General features: G+C 73.3%; 4 protein-coding genes and 1 pseudogene. 3 read left to right on the plus strand and 2 right to left on the minus strand.

The features are described from left to right. Positions 1–61: 61 nt before the first annotated feature. From ACMTAK_RS14460 to ACMTAK_RS14470, 3 genes and pseudogenes are all read left to right on the plus strand, one after another. Positions 62–11,122 carry a type I polyketide synthase gene (locus ACMTAK_RS14460; protein WP_413812884.1) on the plus strand — a complete coding sequence of 3,687 codons (11,061 nt, stop codon included), beginning with the start codon at positions 62–64 and terminating at the stop codon, positions 11,120–11,122. A gap of 93 nt (positions 11,123–11,215) precedes the next feature. Further along, complete coding sequence (locus ACMTAK_RS14465) at positions 11,216–22,540, plus strand: SDR family NAD(P)-dependent oxidoreductase (RefSeq protein ID WP_413812885.1); 11,325 nt, start codon at positions 11,216–11,218, stop codon at positions 22,538–22,540. A gap of 142 nt (positions 22,541–22,682) precedes the next feature. After that, positions 22,683–23,878, plus strand: a pseudogene (locus ACMTAK_RS14470) (cytochrome P450 family protein). A gap of 43 nt (positions 23,879–23,921) precedes the next feature. Here the strand turns inward: ACMTAK_RS14470 and ACMTAK_RS14475 are convergent. Both ACMTAK_RS14475 and ACMTAK_RS14480 read right to left on the minus strand, forming a co-directional pair. Beyond that, positions 23,922–25,265, minus strand: coding sequence for a YihY/virulence factor BrkB family protein (locus tag ACMTAK_RS14475; RefSeq protein ID WP_413806627.1), 1,344 nt, complete (start codon positions 25,263–25,265; stop codon positions 23,922–23,924). 218 nt (positions 25,266–25,483) lie between these two features. Then, positions 25,484–26,038 (minus strand): hypothetical protein, encoded by a 555-nt coding sequence (locus ACMTAK_RS14480; protein WP_413806628.1) that lies wholly within the window; start codon positions 26,036–26,038, stop codon positions 25,484–25,486. Between the last annotated feature and the right edge of the window lie 58 nt (positions 26,039–26,096).

The following is a 26,096-nucleotide window of genomic DNA, read 5'->3' on the forward strand; positions in this document are numbered from 1 at the left end:
GATAAATGGGTCAGGTCACCAGGTCACGGGGGAGTGTACCTAGTTGTCCACAGTCGCCGATTTGCCATGGCATCACGATGTCCATGATTCGGTAGCGGTCATCGGTTTCTCTTGTCGTTTACCGGGGGCCCGGACGCCCGAGGAATTCTGGCGTCTGCTCAGCGAGGGCGCGGACGCGGTCACTTCCGTACCGGAAGATCGATGGACTCCGCGGCAATCCGACGGCGGGTCCGGGGCCCGAGCCGAACCCGGAGCCGTACCCGGAGCCGAAGCTGGGACGGAATTCGGCGCCTTCCTCGACGCGGTGGACCACTTCGACGCCGACTTCTTCGGCATATCGCCGCGCGAGGCCGCCGCCATGGATCCCCAGCAGCGGCTGACGCTCGAACTGGGCTGGGAGACCCTGGAGGACGCGGGCCTCACACCGGACCGGCTCGCCCAGGGGCGGACGGGGGTGTTCGTCGGCGCCATCAACGACGACTACGCCACGCTGCTGCGGCGCCACGGCGGCGACTCCGCGGTCACCCATCACACCCTGACCGGCCTCCAGCGCGGCATGATCGCCAACCGGCTCTCCTATCTGCTGGGCACCCGCGGCCCCAGCATGGTGGTCGACTCGGGCCAGTCGTCCTCGCTGGTCGCGGTGCACACCGCCTGCCAGAGCCTGCGCAACGGCGAATGCGACACCGCGCTCGCGGGCGGGGTCCACCTCAATCTCGCGTACGACGGCGCGCTGAGCGCCGCACGCTTCGGCGGGCTCTCCCCCGACGGCACCTGCTATGCCTTCGACGCCCGGGCCAACGGCTTCGTCCGCGGCGAGGGCGGCGGTCTGGTGCTGCTCAAACCCCTCGCCCGCGCGCTCGCCGACGGCGACCGGATCCATGGGGTGCTGCGCGGCGGCGCGGTCAACAACGACGGCGGCGGGGACAGTCTCACCACCCCCAGCCGGACCGCCCAGGCGGAGGTGTTGCGCCGGGCGTACGCCGCGGCCGGGGTCGGCCCCGACGAGGTGCAGTACGTCGAACTGCACGGCACCGGCACGCCCGTCGGCGACCCCATCGAGGCGGCGGCGCTGGCCGAGGCGATCGGCGCGGCGCGGACGAAGGACCGGCCGCTGCTGGTGGGGTCCGCCAAGACGAACGTGGGCCATCTGGAAGGGGCCGCGGGGATCACCGGCCTGATCAAGGTCCTGCTCGCCCTGAAGGCGGCGCATCTCCCGCCCAGCCTCAACTTCCGCTCCCCCAACCTCGCGGTTCCGCTGGAGGAGTGGAATCTGCGGGTGCAGACCGAGCTGTCGGCGTGGCCGCGCCCGGACGCGCCGCTGATCGCCGGGGTGTCCTCCTTCGGCGTCGGCGGGACCAACGCCCATGTCGTCGTGGAGCAGGCTCCGGTGGTCTCACGCACCGAGGGTGCGGCCGAAGGCGTCGCGGGCGCGTGGGGTGGTGACGTACTGCCGTGGGTGATCTCGGGCCGGACGCCGGACGGGGTGCGGGCGCAGGCGGCCCGGTTGCGGTCGTTCGCGGCAGGCGGTTCCGCGGACGGTTCGGCGGACTATTCGGCAGGCGGTTCCGCGGACGGTTCGGCCGACGGCGATGTCTCCCCCGCCGACATCGGATGGTCGCTCGCCGAGCACCGTACCGCCCTGGAGCACCGTGCCGTGGTGGTGGCCGGGGACCGCGATGGGTTCCTGGCCGGGCTGGACGCGCTGGCCTCCGGTGAGCCGTCCGCCCATGTGGTCAATGGGGTGGCCGGTGAGTCGGCCCCGGGTCCGGTGTTCGTCTTTCCGGGGCAGGGCTCGCAGTGGGTGGGCATGGCCGCCGAACTGCTCGACGCCTCGCCCGCGTTCGCCGAATCCATCGACCGCTGCGCCCGGTCCCTGGCCCCGCACACCGACTGGGACCTCCTCGACGTCCTGCGGGACACCGAGGACGGCGCCGCGCTGGAGCGCGCGGAGGTGCTGCAGCCCGCGCTCTGGGCCGTGATGGTCTCGCTGACGCGGGTGTGGCGTTCGCTCGGCGTCGTCCCATCGGCCGTCGTGGGCCACTCGCAGGGTGAGATCGCGGCCGCGTGCGTGGCCGGAGCGCTGTCGCTGGAGGACGGTGCCCGGCTGATCGCCGTACGCAGCCGGATCGCGGGGGCCCTGATCGGCCGGGGCGGTCTCGCGTCCATCGGCGCGTCGGAGGAGCGGGCGGCCGAGCTGCTGGCGGACCGGGACGACGTATGGATCGCCGCGGTCAACGGACCCGGTGCGACGGTGGTCGGGGGCAGCCCGGAGGGGCTGGCCGAGGTCACGGCCAGGGCGGAGGCCGCCGGGCTGCGGCACCGCCGGGTGGCCACCGCGTATGCCTCGCACACCCCGCATGTCGAGGCGATCCGCGAGGAGTTCCTGCGGCTCGCGGCGCCGGTCGTCCCGCGCGCCGGGGACGTGCCGATGTACTCGACCGTCACCACCGCACCCATCGTGGGCGAGGCGCTGGGCGCCGAGTACTGGTACCGCAACCTCCGCGAACAGGTCCGCTTCCACGACACCGTCCGGAACCTGATCGCGGACGGCAACTCCCTCTTCCTGGAGAGCAGTTCGCACCCCGTGCTCACCAGCGCCGTCCAGGACACGGGCGGCCTCGCCGTCGGCACCCTGCGCCGGGGCGAGGGCGGTACACAGCGCATGCTGCTCTCGCTGGCCGAGCTGTGGGTGCACGGGGTTGCGCCCGACTGGGGAAAGGTGTTCGCCGGGACCGGCGCCCGCCGGGCCGAGCTGCCCGGCCGTGTCTTCCAGCGGCGGCGCCACTGGTTCGACACCGTGGCGTCTCCGGCGGCCACGGATGCCGCGCCGGGGGCCGCGACCCTTGATGTGGTTCATCAGGTGCGGGCCCAGGCCGCCGCCGTCCTCGGACATACGACGGTGGCCGAGCTCGACACCGGACGGACCTTCAAGGATCTCGGCTTCGACTCGATCTCGCTCAGCGATCTCTGCAACCGCGTCAACGCCGCGCTGGGCACCCGCCTTTCCCCTGCCGCGCTCTTCAGCCACCCGACCCCGGCCAGGCTCGCGGAACACCTCGCCGCCGGCGGTCCGTCCTCCGCACCCGCGGCGGTGGCCGCCCCCGCCGACGAGCCGATCGCCATCATCGCGATGAGCTGCCGCCTCCCCGGTGGGGTGCACTCCCCCGAGGATCTGTGGCGGCTGGTGGCGGACGGACGGGACGCCATCGCGCCGTTCCCGGACGACCGCGGCTGGGATCTGGAGCGGCTGCACGGCACCGAGAGGACCGGCAGCGCCGAGAGCACCGGGAACACCGGCGGCACCGGCAGCAGCTTCGCCCGGAGCGGTGGATTCATCGACGGGGCCACGGACTTCGACGCCCGCTTCTTCGGCATCTCCCCGCGCGAGGCCCTGGCGATGGACCCCCAGCAGCGGCTGCTGCTGGAGACCTCCTGGGAGCTGCTGGAGCGCGCGGGCATCGCGCCCGACGCGCTGCGCGCCACCCGTACCGGTGTGTTCGTCGGCACCATGGACCAGGAGTACGGGCCACGGCTGCACGAGGCGCCGGAGGCGGTGGACGGCTATCTCCTCACCGGCAAGACCGCCAGTGTGGCCTCCGGCCGTATCGCCTATCTGCTCGGGCTCACCGGGCCCGCCATCACGCTGGACACCGCCTGTTCGTCATCGCTGGTGGCCCTGCACCTGGCGGTGCAGTCGCTGCGGCGGGGGGAGTCCTCGCTGGCCCTGGCCGGTGGGGTCACCGTCCTCAACACCCCAGGCATCTTTACCGAGTTCAGCCGCCAGGGCGGGCTGGCCCGCGACGGCCGGTGCAAGGCGTTCGCGGCCGGGGCCGATGGCACCGGAATGGCGGAGGGCGTCGGCATGCTCCTGGTGGAGCGGCTGTCCGACGCCCGCCGCAACGGCCATCGTGTGCTCGGCGTGATCCGTGGCACGGCGGTCAACCAGGACGGCGCCTCCAACGGCCTCACCGCGCCCAACGGTCTCTCCCAGGAACAGGTGGTCCGGCAGGCGCTGGCGGACGCGGGGCTGTCGACGTCCGACGTGGATGTGATCGAGGCGCACGGCACGGGCACGGCGCTCGGCGACCCGATCGAGGCGCAGGCGCTGCTCGCCACGTACGGCCGGGACCGGCCCGCCGACCGGCCCGCGCTGCTGGGGTCGGTGAAGTCCAACATCGGTCATACCCAGGCGGCGGCCGGAGTCGCGGGCGTCATCAAGGCGATCATGGCGATGCGCCATGGTGTCGTCCCCGCCACGCTGCATGTGGACGAGCCGACCCCGCACGTGGATTGGGGGTCCGGAGGTCTGGAGCTGGTGACTGAGGAGCGCCCGTGGCCGGAGGCCGGACGGGCGCGGCGGGCCGGAGTCTCGTCGTTCGGCATCAGCGGGACCAACGCCCATGTGGTCCTGGAGCAGGCCCCATCGGCCCCCGCCCGCGCCCCCTCCCGCACCCCTCGCCCCGCCCATCCGCTCGTCGAGGCGGAAGGTGTGCTGCCGTGGGTGGTGTCGGGCCGTTCGCCCGCCGCGTTGCGGGCGCAGGCGGCCCGGCTGGGTGCGTTCGCCGCCGACTCCTCCGACGCCACACCGTCGGACATCGCGTGGGCGCTGGCGACGCGGCGGGCCGCCATGGAACACCGTGCGGTGGTGGTGGCCGGGGACCGGGACGGCTTCCTGGCCGGGCTGGACGCGATCGCCTCCGGTGAGCCCTCCGCTCATGTGGTGGCCGGGGTGGCCGCCGGGTCGGCCGCCGGTCCGGTGTTCGTCTTTCCGGGGCAGGGGTCGCAGTGGGTGGGCATGGCCGCCGAACTGCTCGACGCCTCAACCGTGTTCGCCGAATCCATCGACCGCTGCGCCCAGGCGCTGGCGCCGCATATCGACTGGGATCCGCTCGATGTGCTGCGGGCGACCGGGGATGGCACGGCGCTGGAACGGGTGGATGTCGTCCAGCCCGCCCTCTGGGCCGTCATGGTGTCCCTGGCCCAGGTGTGGCGTTCGCTCGGCATCGAGCCCTCCGCCGTCATCGGCCACTCCCAAGGCGAGATCGCGGCCGCGTGTGTGGCCGGTGTGCTCTCGTTGGAGGACGGCGCACGGCTCGTGGCACTGCGCAGCCGCCTCATCGCGCGGGAACTGGCCGGATTCGGCGGCATGGTCTCCCTCGCCGCCTCCGCCGACCAAGCGCACGACCTGCTGACCGGGCGCGACGACATATGGATAGCGGCCGTCAACGGGCCCACCTCCACCGTCATCGCCGGGAGCCCCACCGGGCTCGCCGAGGCCACGGCAAAGGCCGAGGCCACCGGGATCCGGACCCGTGCGATCGCCGTCGACTACGCGTCCCACACGCCTCACGTCGAACGCATCCGGGAACAGCTCCTTGAACTCGCCGCGCCCATCACTCCCCGCGCCGGCGACGTCCCCCTGTACTCCACCGTCACCGCCACCCTCATCGACGGCGGCACCCTCGACGCCGAGTACTGGTACCGCAACCTCCGCGAACCCGTCCGCTTCCACGACACCCTGCGGACTTCACTGACCGACGGCCACACCCTCTTCCTGGAGTCCAGCCCCCACCCCGTCCTCACCACAGCCGTCGAGGAGACCGCCCACGCCGCCGACCAGCGCATCCTCACCACCGGCACCCTGCGCCGTGACCAGGGTGGCGCCCGGCAGCTCCTCAGCGCCCTCGCCGCCCTGTGGGCTCATGGCGTGAACCCCGACTGGGCGGCGGTGTTCGCACCCGGCGGTGACGCACCCGTCGAGCTGCCCACCTACGCCTTCCAGCGCGAACGCTACTGGCTCGCGCCCGTCGGCCCCGGCTCCGCCGTACGGGTCGAGCTGCCGTCCGCCACCGTGGCGGCCGAAGGGCCCGAGGCGCTTGAGGGCTTCGCACGCCGGGTGGCCGACGCGGCCGAGGGCGCGCCCCGGCTGCGGGTGGTGCTGGCCGAGGTGTGCCGCCACGCGGCCGCGGTGCTGGGGCTGTCGTCGGTGGACGAGGTCGAGACGCGGAAGGTCTTCCGGGACCTCGGCTTCGACTCGCTGACCGCCGTGGAGCTACGGAACCGGCTGGCCGTGGCGACGGGTGCGGCGCTCGCGCCGTCCGCCGTCTTCGACTATCCGACGCCCCTGACGCTGGCCCAGCACCTGCTGGACCGGATCACGGGCGGGGACACCGCCGGAGCGGGCCCGTACGCGCCGGGCGCCGTCGTGCCGGTCGTGCCGGGGGCCGCCGCCCTGGACGAGCCCATCGCGATCGTGGCCACGAGCTGCCGTTTCCCCGCGGGCGTACGGTCGCCCGAGGATCTGTGGCGGCTGCTGCTGTCCGACCAGGACACGCTCTCCGCGTTCCCGGCGGACCGCGGCTGGGATCTCGACGCGCTCGCCCACCCCGACCCCGAACGCCCCGGCAGCAGCTATGTCCACCAGGGCGGATTCCTCCCGGACGCCGCCGACTTCGATGCCGACTTCTTCGGCATCTCGCCACGCGAGGCGATGGCGATGGACCCCCAGCAGCGGCTGCTGCTGGAGACCTCCTGGGAGGCCCTGGAACACGCGGGCATCGACCCGCTGTCGCTGCGCGGCAGCCGCACCGGGGTGTTCATCGGCCTCGTACCGCACGGCTACGGCGGTGACGGCGCCGACACCGAGGGGTCCGAGGGCTACCTCTTCACCGGGGCGGCGGGAAGCGTGGCATCCGGCCGGATCGCCTACAGCTTCGGGCTGACAGGACCGGCCGTCACGGTGGACACGGCGTGTTCGTCCTCGCTGGTGGCGCTGCATCTCGCAGTACAGGCGCTGCGCAACGGCGACTGCGGGACGGCGCTCGTGGGCGGCGTCTCCGTGATCTCCACACCGGGTGTGTTCACCGAGTTCAGCCATCAGCGCGGGCTCGCCCCCGACGGCCGCTGCAAGCCCTTCGCGGCGGCGGCGGACGGCACCGCGTGGGCGGAGGGCGTGGGCGTGCTGCTGGTCGAACGGCTGTCGGAGGCCCGACGCAACGGCCACCAGGTTCTCGCCGTCATCCGTGGCACGGCGGTCAACCAGGACGGCGCCTCCAACGGCCTCACCGCGCCCAATGGACCGTCCCAACAGGCCGTCATCCGGCAGGCGCTGGCGAACGCCCGCCTCACGCCGTCCGATGTCGATGTGATCGAGGCGCACGGGACGGGTACGGCGCTGGGCGACCCCATCGAGGCGCAGGCGCTGCTCGCCACGTACGGCCTGGGCCGATCCGCCGAACACCCGGCGCTGCTGGGCTCAATGAAGGCCCATGTCGGCCATACCGGCGCGGCGGCCGGGGTGGCGGGCATCATCAAGATGGTGCTGGCCCTGCGCCACGGTGTGGTTCCCCGTACCCTGCATGTGGACGAGCCGACGCCGCATGTGGACTGGGCATCCGGTGCGGTGGAACTGGTGACGGAGAACGCGCCCTGGCCCGAGGCGGAACGGGCACGCCGCGCGGCGGTGTCGTCGTTCGGGGTCAGCGGCACCAACGCCCATGTGATCCTCGAAGCGGCCCCGACGGCCGACACCACGTCCCAGGACACGCCCACGGAGGGTGCGCTGCCGTGGGTGATCTCGGCACGCTCCGAGACCGCACTACGGGCACAGGCGGCCCAGTTGCGCGCGTTCGTGGCCACGAGCGACCGGCACCTCGCCGACATCGGCTCGACGCTGGCACGGCACCGGGCCGCGCTGGAGCACCGCGCGGTGGTCGTCGCCGCTGACCGGGACACCTTCCTCGCCGGGCTGGACGCCGTCGCCACCGGCGAGCCCGCCGCCCATGTGGTCAGCGGAGTGGCCCCGGGCGAGCCGCCGTCCGGAGCGGTCTTCGTCTTTCCGGGCCAGGGATCGCAGTGGGTCGGCATGGCCGCCGAACTGCTCGACTCATCAGCGGTGTTCGCCGAGTCCATCGACCGGTGCGCCCAAGCTCTCGCTCCGCATATCGACTGGGATCCGCTCGATGTACTGCGAGCGACCGGGGATGAGGCGGCGCTGGAGCGGGTGGATGTGGTCCAGCCCGCCCTCTGGGCCGTCATGGTGTCCCTGGCCCAGGTGTGGCGTTCGCTCGGCATCGAGCCCTCCGCCGTCATCGGCCACTCCCAGGGCGAGATCGCCGCCGCATGCGCAGCCGGGGTGCTGACCTTGGAGGACGGCGCACGGCTCGTGGCACTGCGCAGCCGCCTCATCGCCCAAGAACTCGCCGGACACGGCGGCATGGTCTCCCTCACCGCCCCCGCCGACCAGGCACGCGAGCTGCTGACCGGCCGCGACGACGTCTGGATCGCCACCATCAACGGCCCGACCTCCACCGTCATCGCCGGGAGCCCCGCCGCGCTCACCGATGTCATGGCGCAAGCGGAAGCCACCGGGATCCGGGCCCGTGCGATCGCCGTCGACTACGCCTCCCACACGCCCCACGTCGACCGCATCCGGGAACAACTCCTCCAACTCGCCGCGCCCATCGCCCCCCAAGCCGGGCATGTGCCCATGTACTCCACCGTCACCGCCACCCTCATCGACGGCGAGACCCTCGACGCCGAGTACTGGTACCGCAACCTCCGCGAACCCGTCCGCTTCCACGACACCCTGCGGACCTCACTGACCGACGGCCACACCCTCTTCCTGGAGTCCAGCCCCCACCCCGTCCTCACCACCGCCATCCAAGAATCCGACGCCCACGGCCACGCCCACGCCACCGGCACCCTCCGCCGCGACCACGGCGACATCCAACAAATCCTCACCTCCCTCGCCACCCTCTGGACCCACGGCCTCACCCCCAACTGGCCCGCAATCCTCACCCCCAACAACCCCGCCCCCACCAACCTCCCCACCTACCCCTTCCAACGCCACCGCTACTGGCTGGACACCGCAACCCCGGACCGACACCGCGCCAACGCCACGGCGGGCCCGGATCCGCACACCGGTTTCTGGGAAGCCGTGGAGCGCGAGGACCTGGAAGGGCTGGCTCGGACCCTGCGGTTGGAGGAATCCCAGGCGGAGTTGACGACCCTGCTGCCCGCGCTGTCGGCGTGGCATCGGCGGCGGAGCGCGGCGTCCACCATGGACGCGTGGCGGTATCGCGAGGGCTGGAAACCGCTGCCCGACACCACCTCGCCCGCACTGTGCGGCACCTGGCTCGTCGTCCTGGCACCCGACCAGAAGGGCGACGCGCTGTACGAGGCGATCGCCACGGCCCTGAACCGGCACGGGGCCACGGTGGAAACGGTGATCGTGGCGCCCGACGACCAGCGCCGCTGGGCCGACACCCTCGCCCCCCTCACCGCACACACCACGGCGCACCCCACCGCGCCCGTCGTCGGCGTGCTCTCGCTGCTCGCCCGCGACGAGGCCGCCGGGCCGCACCGCACCCTGCGGCTGATCCAGGGCCTGGAGGCGGCGGGGCTGTTCGCACCGCTGTGGTGTGTCACCCAGGGCGCGGTGTCCGTCGGCGCCCACGATCCGCTGACCGGCCCGGCGCAGGCGCTGGTGTGGGGTCTGGGGCGAGTGGCGGCGCAGGAACTCGCCACCCGCTGGGGCGGATTGGTGGATCTGCCCCAGGAGCTGGACGAACGGGCGACGGCCCGGCTGTGTGCCGTACTGGCCGCCGGTGGCCACGAGGACCAGGTCGCGGTCCGCGCCACCGGGATCCTCGGGCGCCGTATCGTCAGGGCGCCACGCCTCGGCGATGTGCTCGATGACGGCTGGTCCCCCGGTCCCGGCACGGTCCTGATCACCGGCGGCACCGGAGCCCTCGGCAGTCAGCTGGCCCGTCGGCTCGCGGCCCGTGGCGCCGAGCATCTGCTGCTCATCAGCCGTCGCGGGGACACCGCGCCGGGAGCGGACGAGCTGGTGGCCGAGCTGACCGCCTCGGGGGCCAAGGCGACCGTGGCGGCCTGCGATGTCGGGGACGCCGACGCGCTCCGCGCGCTTCTGGCGTCGATTCCGGCCGCGTACCCGCTGACCTCGGTGTTCCACACGGCGGCCGTCCTGGACGACGCCGCCGTCACCTCCCTCACCCCCGAGCAGGTGGACCGCGTGCTGCGGGTGAAGGCGGATGCGGCGTGGCGGCTGCATGAGCTGACCCAGGACCTGGAGCTGTCCGCGTTCGTGCTGTTCTCCTCCCTGGCGGGCACCGTCGGCTTGGTGGGTCAGGGCAACTACGCGCCCGCCAACGCCTATATGGATGCCCTGGCTCGCCACCGCCGCGCACGGGGGCTGGTGGCCACCTCCGTGGCCTGGGGTTCCTGGGCTCAAGGCGGGATGGCCGACCGGGACGCGGTGACCGAGCTGCGGCTGCGCCACGGCGTACCGCTGCTGCCGCCGGAGTCGGCACTCCTCGCGCTGGAGGCCGCGTTGACGGACGACGAAACGGCCCTGGTGATCGCCGATATCGACTGGGACCGCTTCGCCCACGCCTACACCGCCGCCCGCCCCAGCCATCTGCTCGAAGAGATCCCCGAGGCCCGGCGGGCGCTCGACGCGGTCGGCGATGCGGCGGCCCCGGCGGCGGGCGAAGGTACGGGCGGTACGGTGGCGGCCCTGCGCGACCGGCTCGCCGACGCGAAGCCCGAGGAGCGCGAACGGCGGCTCCTCGACGCCGTACGCGGCCAAGTGGCCGCGGTCCTCGGCCATGGCTCGGCCGAGGCCGTGGGCACCAGGCGGCCGTTCCTGGAACTCGGCCTGGACTCGGTCACGGCGGTGGAGCTGCGCAACCGGCTCGGGAGCGTCACGGGGCTCCGGTTGCCCGCCACCGTGATCTTCGACTTCCCGACCGTGGCCGAACTCGTCGGCTATCTGAGCACTCAGCTCTTCACCGGCGACGACGGCGAATCGGATGGCGGCGCCACGGGTGGCGGCGTGGCTGGTGACGGCGTGGCTGGTGACGGCGTCGCCGAACTCGACGGCCTGGAACGGCTGTTGGCCTCTCTGCCGAGCGACGCCCCCGCCCGTTCCGAGATCGCCGACCGGCTGCGCCGGCTGCTCCGGTCCGCCGTGGACGCCATGGACGCCGTGGGCACCGTGGACACCGCCGAGGAGCCGGTGACGTCCGACGATCTCGAAGCGGCCACCAACGACGAGCTCTTCGACTACATCGAGAAGGAGTTCGGGATCTCCTGATCCTGTTCCCGCCCACCCCGCTGACCAGCCGCTCTGTCCGCCATACCCACCTCCCACCGCCGACTCTTCGCCAGGAGCCCCGACATGGACGATGTGCACAAGCTCCGCCACTATCTGACCCGGGTCACCGCGGAGCTCAAGGAGACGCGGGCGCAACTGCGGGCGGCGGAGTCGGCGGCCGCCGAGCCGGTGGCGATCGTGGGGATGAGCTGCCGCTACCCCGGCGGAGTGGCCTCGCCCGAGGCGCTGTGGGAGCTCGTCGAAGGTGGCGGTGACGCCATTTCCGGGTTCCCGGTCGACCGTGGCTGGGATCTGGCGGAGCTGGTCGACCCGGATGGCGAGCGGCCGGGCACCTCGTACACCGCCGAGGGTGGATTCCTGCACACCGCGGGCGAGTTCGACGCCTCCTTCTTCGGCATCTCCCCGCGTGAGGCGCTTGCGATGGATCCCCAGCAGCGGCTGCTGCTGGAGACGTCCTGGGAGCTGTTCGAGCGAGCGGGCATCGATCCGGTGTCGCTGCGCTCCAGCCGGACCGGGGTGTTCATCGGCGCCAGCTTCCATGACTACGGCAGCAGGCTGCCCGCGATCCCGGAGGAGGTCGAGGGCCATGCCATGACCGGTGTCGCGGGCAGTGTCGTCTCCGGGCGTATCGCCTACACCTTCGGGCTGACCGGCCCGGCCCTCACCGTAGACACCGCGTGTTCGTCGTCGCTGGTGGCGATGCACCTGGGGGTGCGGGCGCTGCGCAACGGCGAGTGCGGGATGGCGGTCGTCGGCGGTGTCGCCGTGATGTCCACGCCGGATCTGTTCACCGAGTTCAGCAGGCAGCAGGGGCTGGCCCGGGACGGCCGGTGCAAGGCGTTCTCCGCCGCCGCGGACGGCATGGGCGCGGCCGAGGGCGTGGGGCTGCTGCTGGTGGAACGGCTGTCCGACGCCCGCCGCAACGGCCACCAGGTGCTCGGCGTGATCCGTGGCACCGCGGTCAACCAGGACGGCGCCTCCAACGGCCTCACCGCGCCCAACGGCCCCGCCCAGCGGCGGGTGATCCAGGACGCGCTGGCCGATGCGGGCGTGGCCCCGTCCGATGTCGATGTGATCGAGGCGCACGGGACGGGTACGGCGCTGGGCGACCCCATCGAGGCGCAGGCGCTGCTCGCCACGTACGGCCAGGACCGGCCCGCCGAACGCCCCGCGCTGCTGGGGTCGGTGAAATCCAACCTGGGCCACACCCAGGCCGCGGCGGGCGTGGCCGGTGTGATCAAGATGGTCATGGCGATGCGCCATGACGTCGTACCGCGCACCCTGCATGTGGACGAGCCGACGCCGCATGTGGACTGGGCATCCGGTGCGGTGGAACTGGTGACGGAGAACGCGCCCTGGCCCGAGGCGGAACGGGCACGCCGCGCGGCGGTGTCGTCGTTCGGGGTCAGCGGCACCAACGCCCATGTGATCCTCGAAGCGGCCCCGACGGCCGACACCACGTCCCAGGACACGCCCACGGAGGGTGCGCTGCCGTGGGTGATCTCGGCACGCTCCGAGACCGCACTACGGGCACAGGCGGCGCAGTTGCTGACGTTCGCGGCCACGAGCGACCGGCACCTCGCCGATATCGGCTGGACGCTCGCACAACACCGGGCCGCGCTCGAACACCGCGCGGTGGTCGTGGCCGCCGACCGGGACACCTTCCTCGCCGGGCTGGACGCCGTCGCCACCGGCGAGCCCGCCGCCCATGTGGTCAGCGGAGTGGCCCCAGAAGAACCGCAGTCCGGAGCGGTCTTCGTCTTTCCGGGCCAGGGATCGCAGTGGGTCGGCATGGCCGCCGAACTGCTCAACTCATCAGCGGTTTTCGCCGAGTCCATCGACCGGTGCCACCAAGCTCTCGCCCCGCACACCGAGTGGAATCTCCTCGACGTCCTACGCGAGACCTCGGACGACAGCGCGCTGGAGCGGGTGGATGTGGTCCAGCCCGCCCTCTGGGCCGTCATGGTGTCCCTGGCCCAGGTGTGGCGTTCGCTCGGCATCGAGCCCTCCGCCGTCATCGGCCACTCACAAGGCGAGATCGCCGCCGCATGCGCAGCCGGGGTGCTGACCTTGGAGGACGGCGCACGGCTCGTGGCACTGCGCAGCCGCCTCATCGCCCAAGAACTCGCCGGACACGGCGGCATGGTCTCCCTCACCGCCCCCGCCGACCAGGCACGCGCGCTGCTGACCGGCCGCGACGACGTCTGGATCGCCACCATCAACGGGCCCACCTCCACCGTCATCGCCGGAACCCCCGCCGGGCTCGCCGAGGTGACCGCCGCGGCCGAGAACGCCGGACTGCGCACCCGCACCATCCCGGTCGACTACGCGTCCCACACGCCCCACGTCGACCGCATCCGGGAACGACTCCTCCAGCTCGCCGCGTCCATCACCCCCCAAGCCGGGCGTGTGCCCATGTACTCCACCGTCACCGCCACCCTCATCGACGGCGAGACCCTCGACGCCGAGTACTGGTACCGCAACCTCCGCGAACCCGTCCGCTTCCACGACACCCTGCGGACCTCACTGACCGACGGCCACACCCTCTTCCTGGAGTCCAGCCCCCACCCCGTCCTCACCACCGCCGTCCAAGAATCCCACGCCCACGCCCACGCCCACGCCACCGGCACCCTCCGCCGCGACCACGGCGACACCCAGCAACTCCTCACCTCCCTCGCCACCCTCTGGACCCACGGCCTCACCCCCAACTGGCCCGCAATCCTCACCCCCAACAACCCCACCCCCACCAGCCTCCCCACCTACCCCTTCCAGCGGCGCCACTACTGGCTCTCGGCGGCCGAGCGGGTCGGGGATCTCGCGGGCGCGGGGCTGTCCGTGGTGGGGCATCCGCTGGTGGCGGCCGGGGTGAGCATGGCCGAGGGCGGCGGGTTCGTGTTCACGGGCCGGATCTCCACCCGTACGCAGCCATGGCTGGCCGACCACGCCGTCCTGGACCGGGTCCTGGTGCCGGGTGCGGCCCTGCTGGAGCTCGTGCTGGGGGCCGGGCGGCACCTGGGCGCCGAACGGCTGGACGAGCTCGTTCTGCACACCCCGCTGACCGTGCCGTCCGATGACACCGCCCTCGACATCCAGGTGGGCATCGACGCGGCGGACGAGCGGGGCGCGTACGCCGTACGGCTGCACTCCCGGCCGCACCACCCGGAGCAGGACGACGACCCGGCGGACTGGGTGTGTCATGCCCAAGGAACGCTGACGGCGTCCGCGTCGTCGCCCGGCGACGAGCTCATGGACGCGGAGGCCGAGGCCCAGTGGCCGCCCACCGATGCGGAGCCGGTGGACATCGACGCGTTCTACGATCGGCTGGCGGACCACGGCTATGGCTACGGCCCGGTGTTCCAGGGCGTGCGTGCCGTATGGCGCCGGGGGGAGGAGATGTTCGCCGAGGTGCGGCTGCCGGAGTCGGCCGCCGGTGACGCCGACCGGTTTGGTGTGCATCCGGCGCTGGTGGACGCGGCGTTGCAGACGCGTCTTGTGGAGTTCCTGGAGGGCGAGACGGGGCTGATGATGCCGCTGTCGTTCTCCGGGGCGCGGCTGCATGCCACGGGTGCGTCCGTAGCCCGGGTGCGGACAGCGCCCACGGGGCCGGGCGGGATCTCGGTGCGGATGACGGATCTCGCCGGGCTGCCGATCCTCACGGTCGACGAGGTGGTCTCACGGCCCCTGACGGCCGACGCGCTGACGGTCGCCACCGGGACGGTCCCGGACGGGCTCTTCGAGGTCACGTGGACGCCGCTGCCCCTCCGGCCGTCCGAGGCCACGGAGCCCATGGCGGTGCTCGGCACTGCCCTGCCCGACGCCCTCGACGCCCCCGTCCACGCGGATGTGGCCGCGCTCCTCGCCGCCGTACGCGGCGGCACACCGCTGCCCCCGCTGGTGGTGCTGCCCGCTCTCCCGGCGCAAGCGCCGGACGGGGGCGCCGACGTGCCCGCAGCCGGCCGCGAGCGCCTGGCGGCCGTGGTGGCGACGGTGCGCGAATGGCTGAGCCATCCCGAACTCGACGCCGTCCGGCTCGCGTTGGTGACCCGGGGCGCGGTGGCGGCGTTCCCGGGTGAGCGGGCGGAGCTGTCACCGGCCGGGGTGCGGGGGCTGTGGCGTTCGGTGTGCTCGGAGCACCCGGGCCGGTTCGCGCAGGTGGATCTGGACGGTGCTCCCGAGTCCATGGCCGCGCTGACCGCCGCCCTCGCCACCGGTGAGCCCGAGCTCGTGGTGCGCGCCGGAGCGGTGTCCGTGCCCCGGCTGGGCCGGGTCGCGCCGTCGGACGCCGACATGCTGACGGCCCCCGAAGGGGCCTGGAGCCTGGACCTGGACACCGGGGGAACCGTGGAGGGGCTGCGGCTCGTGCCCGCTCCGGGGGCCGAGGAGCCCCTGGCCCCGGGCCAGGTGCGGATCGCGGTACGCGCCACGGGCGTCAACTTCCGTGATGTCCTTGCCTCGTTGGGCGTCGTCCCCAGCATTCGGCCCGGCGTTGGGCCCGGCGGTGAGTCCGGCGGTGGGCCCGGCGGTGAGGGGCTTTTCGCGGCCGAGGGCGCCGGTGTGGTGCTGGAGGTCGGTCCCGGTGTCGACGGCCTCGCGGTGGGCGACCGGGTGATGGGGCTGGTGTCGGGCGCGTATGCGGGCCCGGTGGCGGTGGCCGACGCCCGGATGGTCGTGCGGATGCCTCGCGGCTGGACGTTTCCGCAGGCGGCGTCGGTGCCCGCCGCGTTCCTGACCGCCTACTACGCCCTGGTCGAGCTGGCCCGGGTGCGTGCGGGCGAGTCGGTTCTGGTCCACGCCGCCGCGGGTGGCGTGGGGATGGCGGCGGTACGGCTGGCGCGCCATCTCGGGGCCGAGGTGTACGCCACCGCGAGCGAGCCGAAGTGGCCCGTGGTGCGGGGCATGGGCGTTCCGGCCGATCGGGTGGCGTCGTCGCGCACCCTGGAGTTCGCCGACCGCTTCCTGACCGCGGCCGAGGGCGGGGGCGTCGATGTCGTACTGAACTGCCTGGCCGGGGAGTTCATCGACGCCTCGCTGACGCTGCTGCCGCGCGGCGGCCGGTTCATCGAGATGGGCAAGACGGACGTACGGGACGCCGATGAGGTGGCCGCGCGATGGCCGGGCGTCGGCTATCGGGCGTTCGACCTCGCCGAGGCAGGGGCGGAGCGGCTGGGCGCGATGCTGGCCCATCTCGCCGAGCTGTTCGAGGCGGGTGTGCTGGCGCCACTGCCGGTGACGGCGTGGGACACCCGCCGGGCGCGGGAGGCGTTCCGCCACGTCAGCCAGGCCCGTCACACCGGAAAGGTGGTGCTCACCCCTCCCCGGGACGCGATCGACGGCACCGTGCTGATCACCGGTGGCACGGGGGCCATCGGCTCGGCGGTGGCCCGGCATCTGGTCACCCGCCATGGCGTCACCGACCTGGTCCTCGTCGGCCGCCGAGGCCCGGACGCCCCCGGAGCACGCGAACTCACCTCCGAATTGGTCGCGTTGGGCGCCACGGCCCGGGTGGTGGCGTGTGATGTCTCCGACCGGACGGCGCTGAGCGCGCTGCTGGACGGTCTGCCGGGGCTGCGCGGTGTGGTGCACGCGGCCGGGGTGCTGGACGACGGTGTGGTCTCCGCGCTGACCCCCGAGCGGCTGGACACCGTGTGGCGCCCCAAGGCGGACGCGGCCTGGTATCTGCATGAGCTGACCCGGGACCGGGATCTGGCGCTGTTCGCGCTCTTCTCCTCCGCCGCCGGGGTGCTGGGCTCGGCGGGCCAGGGCAACTACGCGGCCGCCAACGCGTTTCTGGACGCCCTCGCCCGGCACCGCCGCGACCAGGGCCTGCCCGCACACGCACTCGCCTGGGGCCTGTGGGGCGAACGCGGCACGATGACCGGTGGCCTGGGCGCCACCGACCTCGACCGGATGCGCCGTCAGGGCGTACAGCCGCTCACCACCGACCAGGGGCTGGCCCTCTTCGACGCGGCCATACGGGCGCCCCGCGCGCTCAGCGTTCCGATCCGGCTGGACGTGGCCGCCCTGCGCCGCCACGGCGAGCCCGCGCCACTGCTGCGCGGACTGGTCCGTACGACGACGGTCCGGCGCGGCGCCGCCAACACGGCCACGGGCGGCGACGGGCTGCGGGATCGCCTGGCCGCGCTGCCCCCGGCGGGCCGCGAGCGCACGCTGAACGACCTCGTACGGGCCCAGGCCGCCGTGGTGCTCGGGCATGCGGGCGGTGACGCGGTGGCCGGGGACCGCTCCTTCAGGGACCTGGGCTTCGACTCGCTGACCGCCGTGGAGCTGCGCAACCGGCTCGGCACGGCCACCGGGCTGCGGCTTCCGGTGACCACCGTGTTCGACCATCCGACCCCGGCCGCGCTGGTGGCGGAGCTGCTGCGGCTCCTGGCGCCGGACGGCGAAACCACCGCCGCCCGGCCCGCCGCCCCCGCGTCGGCCCATGCGGCCACGACAGCCGATGACGACGACCCGATCGCGATCGTCGGGATGAGCTGCCGCTTCCCCGGCGGGGTGCGCTCGCCCGAGGAGCTGTGGCGGCTGCTCGCGGAAGGGCGGGACGCCATCGGCCCCTTCCCCGACGACCGTGGCTGGCGCGCCGAGCTGGGCCGCCCCGGCGCGCCCGGGACCCATGTGCCGGCCGGTGGCTTTCTGTACGACGCGGCCGACTTCGACGCCGAGTTCTTCGGCATCTCGCCCCGTGAGGCGCTGGCCACGGACCCCCAGCAGCGGCTGCTGCTGGAGACCACGTGGGAGGCGTTCGAACACGCGGGCATCGACCCCACCGCACTGCGCGCCACCCCGACCGGAATCTTCGCGGGGCTGATCTACAACGACTACGCCACGCGCTTCCCCGAGCAGCTGGCCGACGGCTTCGAGGGCTATCTCGGCAACGGCAGCGCGGGCAGCGTGGCCACCGGCCGGGTGGCCTACACCCTCGGGCTCGAGGGTCCGGCCATCACCGTGGACACCGCGTGCTCCTCGTCGCTGGTGGCGCTGCACCTGGCCGCGCAGGCGGTACGGCAGGGCGAATGCGGCCTCGCGGTGGCCGGTGGGGTGACGGTCATGTCGACCCCGCGGCCGATCGTCGAATTCAGCAGGGTCGGCGGGCTCGCCCCCGACGGGCGCTCCAAGGCCTTCGCCGCCGAGGCCGACGGGATGGGCTTCGCCGAGGGCGTCGGCATGCTGGTGGTCGAGCGGCTGTCCGACGCCCGCCGCCACGGCCACCGGGTGCTGGCGCTGCTCCGGGGCTCCGCGCTCAATCAGGACGGCGCCTCCAACGGCCTCACCGCGCCCAGCGGTCCGGCCCAACAGCGCGTCATCCGGCAGGCGTTGGCGAACTCAAGCCTCACGGCCGCCGATGTGGACGTGGTCGAGGCGCATGGCACGGGGACGTCGCTGGGCGACCCGATCGAGGCCCAGGCCCTGCTCGCCACGTACGGCCGGGACCGGCCCGCCGACCGGCCGGTGGTGCTGGGCTCGGTGAAGTCCAACCTCGGCCACACCCAGGCCGCGGCCGGGGTCGCGGGGGTCATCAAGATGGTGCTGGCCCTGCGCCACGGCGTCGTACCCCGCACCCTGCACGCCGAACGCCCCACCGAGCGGGTGGAGTGGACGGCCGGTGCGCTGCGGCTGGCCACGGAGAACCAGGACTGGCCCTCGGCCGATGCGCCGCGGCGCGGCGCGGTGTCGTCGTTCGGGATCAGCGGCACCAACGCCCATGTGATCCTGGAGGAGGCGCCGGACGCCACCACTCCCCCTGAGCCGACGCCGGTGGCGGTGCCGTGGGTGCTGTCGGCGAAGACCGCCGACAGCCTGCGCGACCAGGCCCGCAGGCTGCGGGAGCGGCTGGCCGCCGAACCGGACTTGGCGCCCGTCGACGTGGCGCGCTCGCTGCTGTCCCGGGCCGTCTTCGGCCGGCGCGCCGTGGTGATCGGCCGTACCCGGGAGGACTTCCTGGACCGGCTGACGGCGCTCGGCCGTGGCGAACCGGCCATCGGTGTGGTGCCGGGTGTATCCGCTGACGAATCCCTCTCCGCCGACCGGTCGGGGCCGGTGTTCGTCTTCCCCGGACAGGGCTCGCAGTGGGCCGGGATGGCGGCCGAACTCCTCGACGCGTCAACGGAGTTCGCCGAGTCGTTCGACGACTGCGCCCGGGCGCTGGCCCCGTATGTCCCGTGGTCGCCGCTCGATGTGGTGCGCGGACGCCCCGGCGCGCCGTCGCTGGACCGGGTCGATGTGGTGCAGCCGGTGCTGTGGGCGGTCATGGTGTCCCTGGCGCGGGTGTGGCGGTCCCATGGGGTCGAGCCCGCCGCGGTGGTGGGGCATTCCCAGGGCGAGTTGGCGGCGGCGTGTGTCGCGGGGGTGCTCTCGCCGGACGACGCCGCCCGTGTCGTCGCGCTGCGCAGCCGGCTGATCGGAAGCGAACTGGCCGGCCGGGGCGGCATGGTCTCGCTGCCCGTGCCGGTGGACGAGGCCGGGAAGCTGATGGCGCCCTGGGGCGAGCGGATCTGCGTGGCCACCGTGAACGGGCCCGGCTCGACCGTGGTCGCCGGGGACGCGGCGGCGCTGGACGAGCTGATGGCGGCGTGTGAACGGGACGGGGTGCGGGCGCGCCGCATCCCGGTGGACTACGCCTCGCACACCCCACAGGTCGAACGGATCCGGGAGCGGCTGCTGGAGCTGGCCGCGCCCATCACGCCCCGCCCCGGCGAGGTGCCGATGTACTCGACGGTGACCGGCGCCCTCCTCGACGGCGCGAGTGCCGACGCGGAGTACTGGTACCGGAACCTCCGCGAGACCGTGCGGTTCGAGCACGCGACCCGCGCCCTGGCCGACGCCGGGCACACGGTGTTCATCGAGGTGAGCCCGCACCCGGTGCTGGTCCCCGGGATCGAGCAGACGGTCGAACGGACGCCGCGGGGCACCTCGACAGCCGTGGTGGTGGGCACGCTGCGGCGGGACGAGGGCGGCCGGGAGCGGCTGCTCACGGCGCTCGCGGAGCTGTTCGTGGCCGGTGGCGCGGTGGCGTGGGCGACCGCGTTCGAAGGCGGGCGGCCCGTGGATCTGCCGACGTACGCGTTCCGCGCGCGGCGGTACTGGCTGGACGCGCCCGAGCACACCGGGGACGTGGGCGGCGCCGGGCTCACGGCGGTGGGCCATCCGCTGCTGGCGGGGGCGGTGACCCCGGCCGGGAGCGACACGCTGCTGTTCACCGCGCGGCTGTCGCAGACCACTCACCGCTGGCTCGCCGACCACGCGGTGCTGGGCGGTGTGGTGCTGCCCGGCAGTGTGTTCCTCGACTGGGCGCTGTACGCGGGGCGTACGGTCGGCTGCCCGCACCTGCCCGAACTCACCCTCCAGGAGCCGCTGTTCCTGCCCGCCACCGAGGCGGCCGACCTTCAGATCCAGGTGGGCGAACCCGATGAGGAGGGCCGTCGGGAGCTCACCGTGCACTCCCGACGCGAGTCGGCGGCCGAGGACACGGCGGCGGGCTGGACCTGCCATGTGCGGGCCGTCGTGGCACCGGACGCCGGCCAGGAGGGCGGCGGCACCGGTGTGTTCGCCGGGATGGCCGCCACCTGGCCGCCGACCGGGGCCCGTGCCGTGGACCTGACGGGTTTCTACGACCGGCTGGCGTCCGACGGCTTCGACTACGGCCCGGCCTTCCGCGGACTGCGGGCGGCCTGGCGGCACGACGGGGACGTCTACGCGGAGGTGGCCCTGGGCGAGGGGGAGGGCGGCGGACCGGTGGACGGCTTCGCGCTCCACCCCGCGCTGCTCGACACCGCCCTGCACGCGATCGGCCTCGGCGGGTTCTTCGACCGGGCGGAGTCGGCGGGCGCGCCGGTCCGGATGCCGTTCTCCTGGACCGGTGTCCGGCTGCACTCCGCCCCGGACACCGTCCCGCCCGCCACCGTACGGGTGCGGCTGTCCGCCGTCGGCCCGGATGCCATCGGTGTCCATCTCGCGGGCGACGGCGGTCAACCGCTCGCGGGTGTCGACGAGTTGACGCTGCGGCCGGTGTCCGCGGAGCGGTTGCAAGCGGCCGCGGAGGAGCGTGCGGCCCGCCCCGTACGGCGCGAACGGCCGGGCCCCCGGCCGCAGGACACCGCCGCCGCCCAGCGCGTGCTGGACGCCGCGCCCGAGGGCCGGGAGCGGCTGCTGGCGGACCTCGTCCGGGAACAGCTGCGCGCGGTGCTCCGCCACGAGGCGGACGCGGAGATCGGCCCGGACACCGAGTTCCTGGCGCTCGGCATGGACTCGGTACGCGGGATCGATCTGCGCGACCGGCTCGCCACACTGCTCGGGCTCCGGCTGTCGGCCACGGCGACGTTCGAGCACTCGACCGTGGACCGGCTCGCCGGGCACCTGGCCACGCTGGTGGGCAGCCGGGCCGCCACCCGGCCGAGCCCGCCCGTGGCGGAGGAGTCCCCGGAGCAGACCGCACCCGAAACAGCGCCCGAGACCGCGCCGGACGGCTCCGCGCCGCCGCCGTCCGCCATCGAGCTGGAGCTGGCGAAGGCCACCGCGGCCCCGGAGTCGGACCCCTACGACAGCCTCACCACCCTCTACCACCAGGCGTACGCCAGCGGCCGGGCCCAGTCGGTGGGCATGGCGCTCATCCAGGCCGCGGGACGGCTCCGGCCGTCCTTCACCGCCGAGGACGCCGCCGACCACATCCTCCCGCCGGTGAGGATGGCGAGTGGCGACGGCACCCGGGCCACGCTGGTGTGTCTGCCCGCCATCACCGCCACCGCCGGACCGATCCAGTACGGGATGATGGCACAGATGTTCGAGGGCAGGCGGGACGTGCTGTCGCTGGTCAACCCCGGCTACCTCGAAGGCGAGTTGGTGGCCGACAGCTTCGACGCCCTGATCGAGCTGCACCTCCACCAGCTGCGCGCGGCCATCGGCACCGAGGCTTACGTCCTGGTCGGCCACTCCATGGGCGGGCTGCTCGCCTACGCCCTGGCGGAGCGGGCCGAGCGGGCGGGGCTGCCGCCCGGCGCGGTCGTGCTGCTCGACACCTTCGAGGCCACCCACCAGTTCTCCGAGAAGACCCACATCGCGCTGAACGAGGGCCTGGACTCCCGGGAGCAACTGCTCGGCGACTTCGCGCTGACCGGCGCGAAGCTCTCGGCGAGCGGGCGCTACAACGCGCTGCTGATGGAGGAGTGCGCCCTGCGGCCCGCCCAGAGCCCGACGTTCTTCCTGAGCGCGGCCGAGCCCATGCCCCACCAGGACGAGGGGTTCGAGGGCGACGCGTGGCGCGCGGTCTGGCCCTTCCCGCACACCGCCCGAGCCACCCCCGGAGACCACTTCACGATCATGGAGCACCACCTCCCCGAGACCACCGGGGCCATCGAGAACTGGCTCACCGAACGGGGTCTGTGACCGCGTCCGCCCCAGCCCGCACCGTCCCCCGAAGCCGGGGCTCCGCCACAGACCCCGGGGTCCAGGGGCGAAGCCCCTGCCACCCGCCGGACACCCCGTAAACCTGCCGCCCGAACCCGCCGTCGAAAGGACCTACGCCACCATGACCCTGCCCGCCTTCGAAAGACTCGTCCCGCCCGGTACGGACATCGTCTCCGACCCGTACCAGCTCTACGCCATGCTGCGGGAGCAGGGCCCCGTGCACCGGGTGCCCAGCCACGGCACGGACGACGTCTGGCTGATCGTGGGCCATGAGGAGGCCCGCGCCGCCCTGACCGACCCCCGGATGAGCAATGACGTCCGCCACTCCTCCTCGTGGCAGGACGACGGGGGCAACGCCATCGGCCTGAACATGCTCCAGACCGATCCGCCGGACCACACCCGGCTGCGGAAGCTGGTGGCGCGGGAGTTCACCGCCCGCCGGATCGAGGCGCTGCGGCCGCGCATCCGGCAGATCGCCGATGAGCTGCTGGACGCCATGCTGCCGCTCGGCCGGGCCGATCTCGTGGAGTCGTTCGCCATGCCGCTGCCGATGGCGGTGATCTGCGAACTGCTCGGCGTACCGGCGGCCGACCGGGCCGACTTCCGCGGCTGGTCCAGCGAGATCGTCTTCCCCAGCGGCCCGGAGGCCGCGGGCGCCGCCGTGGCCGCCATGACCGGCTATCTGGCCCGGCTCATCGAGACCAAGCGGGAGGCGGAGAGCGACGATCTGCTGTCCGCCCTGGTACGCACGATGGACGAGGACGGCGACCGGCTCTCGTCCGAGGAAATGCTCGGCATGGCCTTCCTGCTGCTGGTCGCCGGGCATGAGACGACCGTCAATCTGCTCTCCAACGGCACCTGTGCGCTGCTGCGCGCCCCGGAGCAGCTGGCCGCGCTGCGGGCCGACTACGCGCTGCTGGACGCCGCCGTCGAGGAGATGCTGCGCTACGACGGCCCGTCGCAGTCCACGGCGCACCGCTTCACCACCGAACCCTGGAGATCGCGGACACCAAGATCCCCGCGGGTGAGCCCGTCCTGGTGCTGCTCGGCTCGGCCAACCGCGACCCGCGGCGCTTCGCCGACCCCGACCGCTTCGACATCCACCGGGACGCCCGGGGCCACCTGGGCTTCAGCCACGGCGTCCACCACTGTCTGGGCGCGCCGCTGGCCCGGCTGGAGGCCACGATCGCGCTGCGGGCCCTGCTGGAGCGGTGTCCGGACCTGGCCCTGGACACCGACCCGGACACCCTGGCCTGGCGCCCCAGCATGATGCGCGGCCTCCTGCGGCTGCCGGTGCGGTTCACCCCTGCGGGGTAGGGCGGGCTAGGGCGGGATGGGGCGCGGCGTGGTCAGCGCGCGGTCAGCGCACCGGGTGGTCGTCGTCCGCCGCGGTGTCGTCCGCGCCGTCCGCCGCGGACCGTACCTCCGGACGCCTCGGCCCCTGCCGGGGTGTCCGGGGCTCCCCGGCCGCCTTCCCCGAGGGCTGTGTCCCCGTGGGCCGCGCCTCCCCCGTGGGCTGGGGTGCCGTCCCCGAGGGCTGATCGACGGGACGACCGGCGGGCTTCCCGGCCTTCCCGGCGGCCTTCTCGCCCGGCTTGTCGCCCGTCTCGCGCTTCGTGTGCAGCCGGGAGCGTATGTCGCCGTGCGGCAGGAACTGGGCCCAGCGCTCGGGGAACTCCGACGGCGGGGTGATCTCCGCCGCGCCGTCGTCCGCCGTGCGCTGTTCCCTCGCCCGCGGCCGGGCCGCCTCCTCCCGGGCTCGGGCGGCGCGCTCGGCACGCCCGGCGGCCGTGGCCACCGAGGGCCAGACCCGGTCGATCGCGGCGTTGACCGCCGCCCCGACCAGCACCGCGAAGGCGGATACCCCGATCCACAGCAGCACCGCGACGGGTGCGGCCAGCGAGCCGTAGATCGTCGGGCCCTCGACCGTATGCACCAGGTAGATCCGTAGCAGAAAGCTGCCCAGCACCCATATCGCGAGGGCCACCAGCGCCCCGGGAATGTCCTCCGGCCAGGGCGAGCGCACCGGTACGGACACGTGGTAGAGCGTGGTGAGGAAGGCGATGGAGAGCACGATCACCACCGGCCAGTACAGGACCGGTACGAGGTCCCCGCTGGACGGCAGCAGGTCCACCACCGCCTCCGGCCCGATCACCATCAGCGGCAGCGCCACCGCCCCGACCACGAGCGCCACCAGATAGAGCAGGAAGGACAGCAGACGGGTCCTGACGATCCCGCGCTTTCCCTCCAGCCCGTACATGATCGTGATGGTGTCCACGAACACGTTCACCGCGCGGGAGCCGGACCACAGGGCGATGGCGAAGCCCAGCGAGATCACATCGGGACGCCCGCCCTTGATCACATCGTCCAGCAGCGGCCGGGCGATCTCCTTGACACCCCGGTCGGACAGCACGGTCGCGGAGGCGTCGAGGATGTTCTGCCGGATGGTGGCCACCGTGTCGGTGCTGGTCCAGGCGTCGAAGTAGCCGAGCAGTCCGATCAGGGCGAGCAGCAGGGGCGGAAGCGACAGCAGGGTGAAGAAGGCCGCTTCGGCGGCGAGCCCGGTGACCCGGTACTCCATACAGGAATTGATGGTGTCCTTCAGCAGCAGCCAGGCCGTCCTGCGCTTGGACACATTGCGGTACAGGGCGCGGGCCTTGCGGAGCCGGCCGGACGGCTTCGATGTTTCTTCTGCTGGCTGCACCTTCTCACCGTATCGGGGGTTTTCACCGCCGTTCATCCGGTGACCAGGCCGAATCCGCGCAAAAGGGCGCCGCGCAGGCATTGGCGGAGGGGATGCCGCGCCGACTCGGCACCACCCTCCGCCCGCCGGGCCCACTGTCCGTGCCGGGTACAGCCATGCGCAAAGGTTGCGCCGCGTTGCAGTCGTCCGGACGCCGGTGGGGGCGTGGGGGCCGCGGGTCAGCAGCCTCCGCAGTTGTAGTAGGTCACGTCCCAGTGGTTGCTCTCGCGGGCGTAGACGTTGCCCGAACCGGACTTGTACTGCTGGGCACCGTCACCGGGGCGCGGGCCGATGTTGGTGAAGGTGCCGGTGATGTAGTTGCTGAGGCAGCTGGTGGGGCTGAAGTCCAGCTTGTAGCCGTTCCAGTGGCTGTACGTACCGGAGGCGTGCCCGGTCTCCGTGCCGCCGGTGATGGTGAGCGCGCAGCCGGTGGCCCCCTTCAGGGTGATGGCACCCTGCACGGTGGTCAGGTTGATCTGCTCGAACGAGGTACAGCTGGGGTTGTTACGGTCCGAGCAGCCCCCGCTGGAGGTCCAGGAGATCCCGGCGCCGCGCAGCCGGTTCGCCGCGTCGGAGTGGCTGAGCTTGGTCACCGCGGCGGCGGAGGGCGCGTCGGCGGCCACGGGGGCGCTGGGGGCGGCCACCGCGCTCTGGGCGGTGGACACGCCGGTGGCGGCGAGGACCGCGCCGCCGAGCAGGGCGCCGAGTCTGATCCGGGTGCTGGTCACAGCCATGGTCGTCTTCGTCTCCTTCGTCTGCGGATCCGTGGACCGTCGAGGACGGCGGCAGCAC

It is taken from the genome of Streptomyces lacaronensis, from assembly GCF_047337785.1.
GTDB classification, from domain to species: Bacteria; Actinomycetota; Actinomycetes; order Streptomycetales; family Streptomycetaceae; genus Streptomyces; species Streptomyces lycopersici.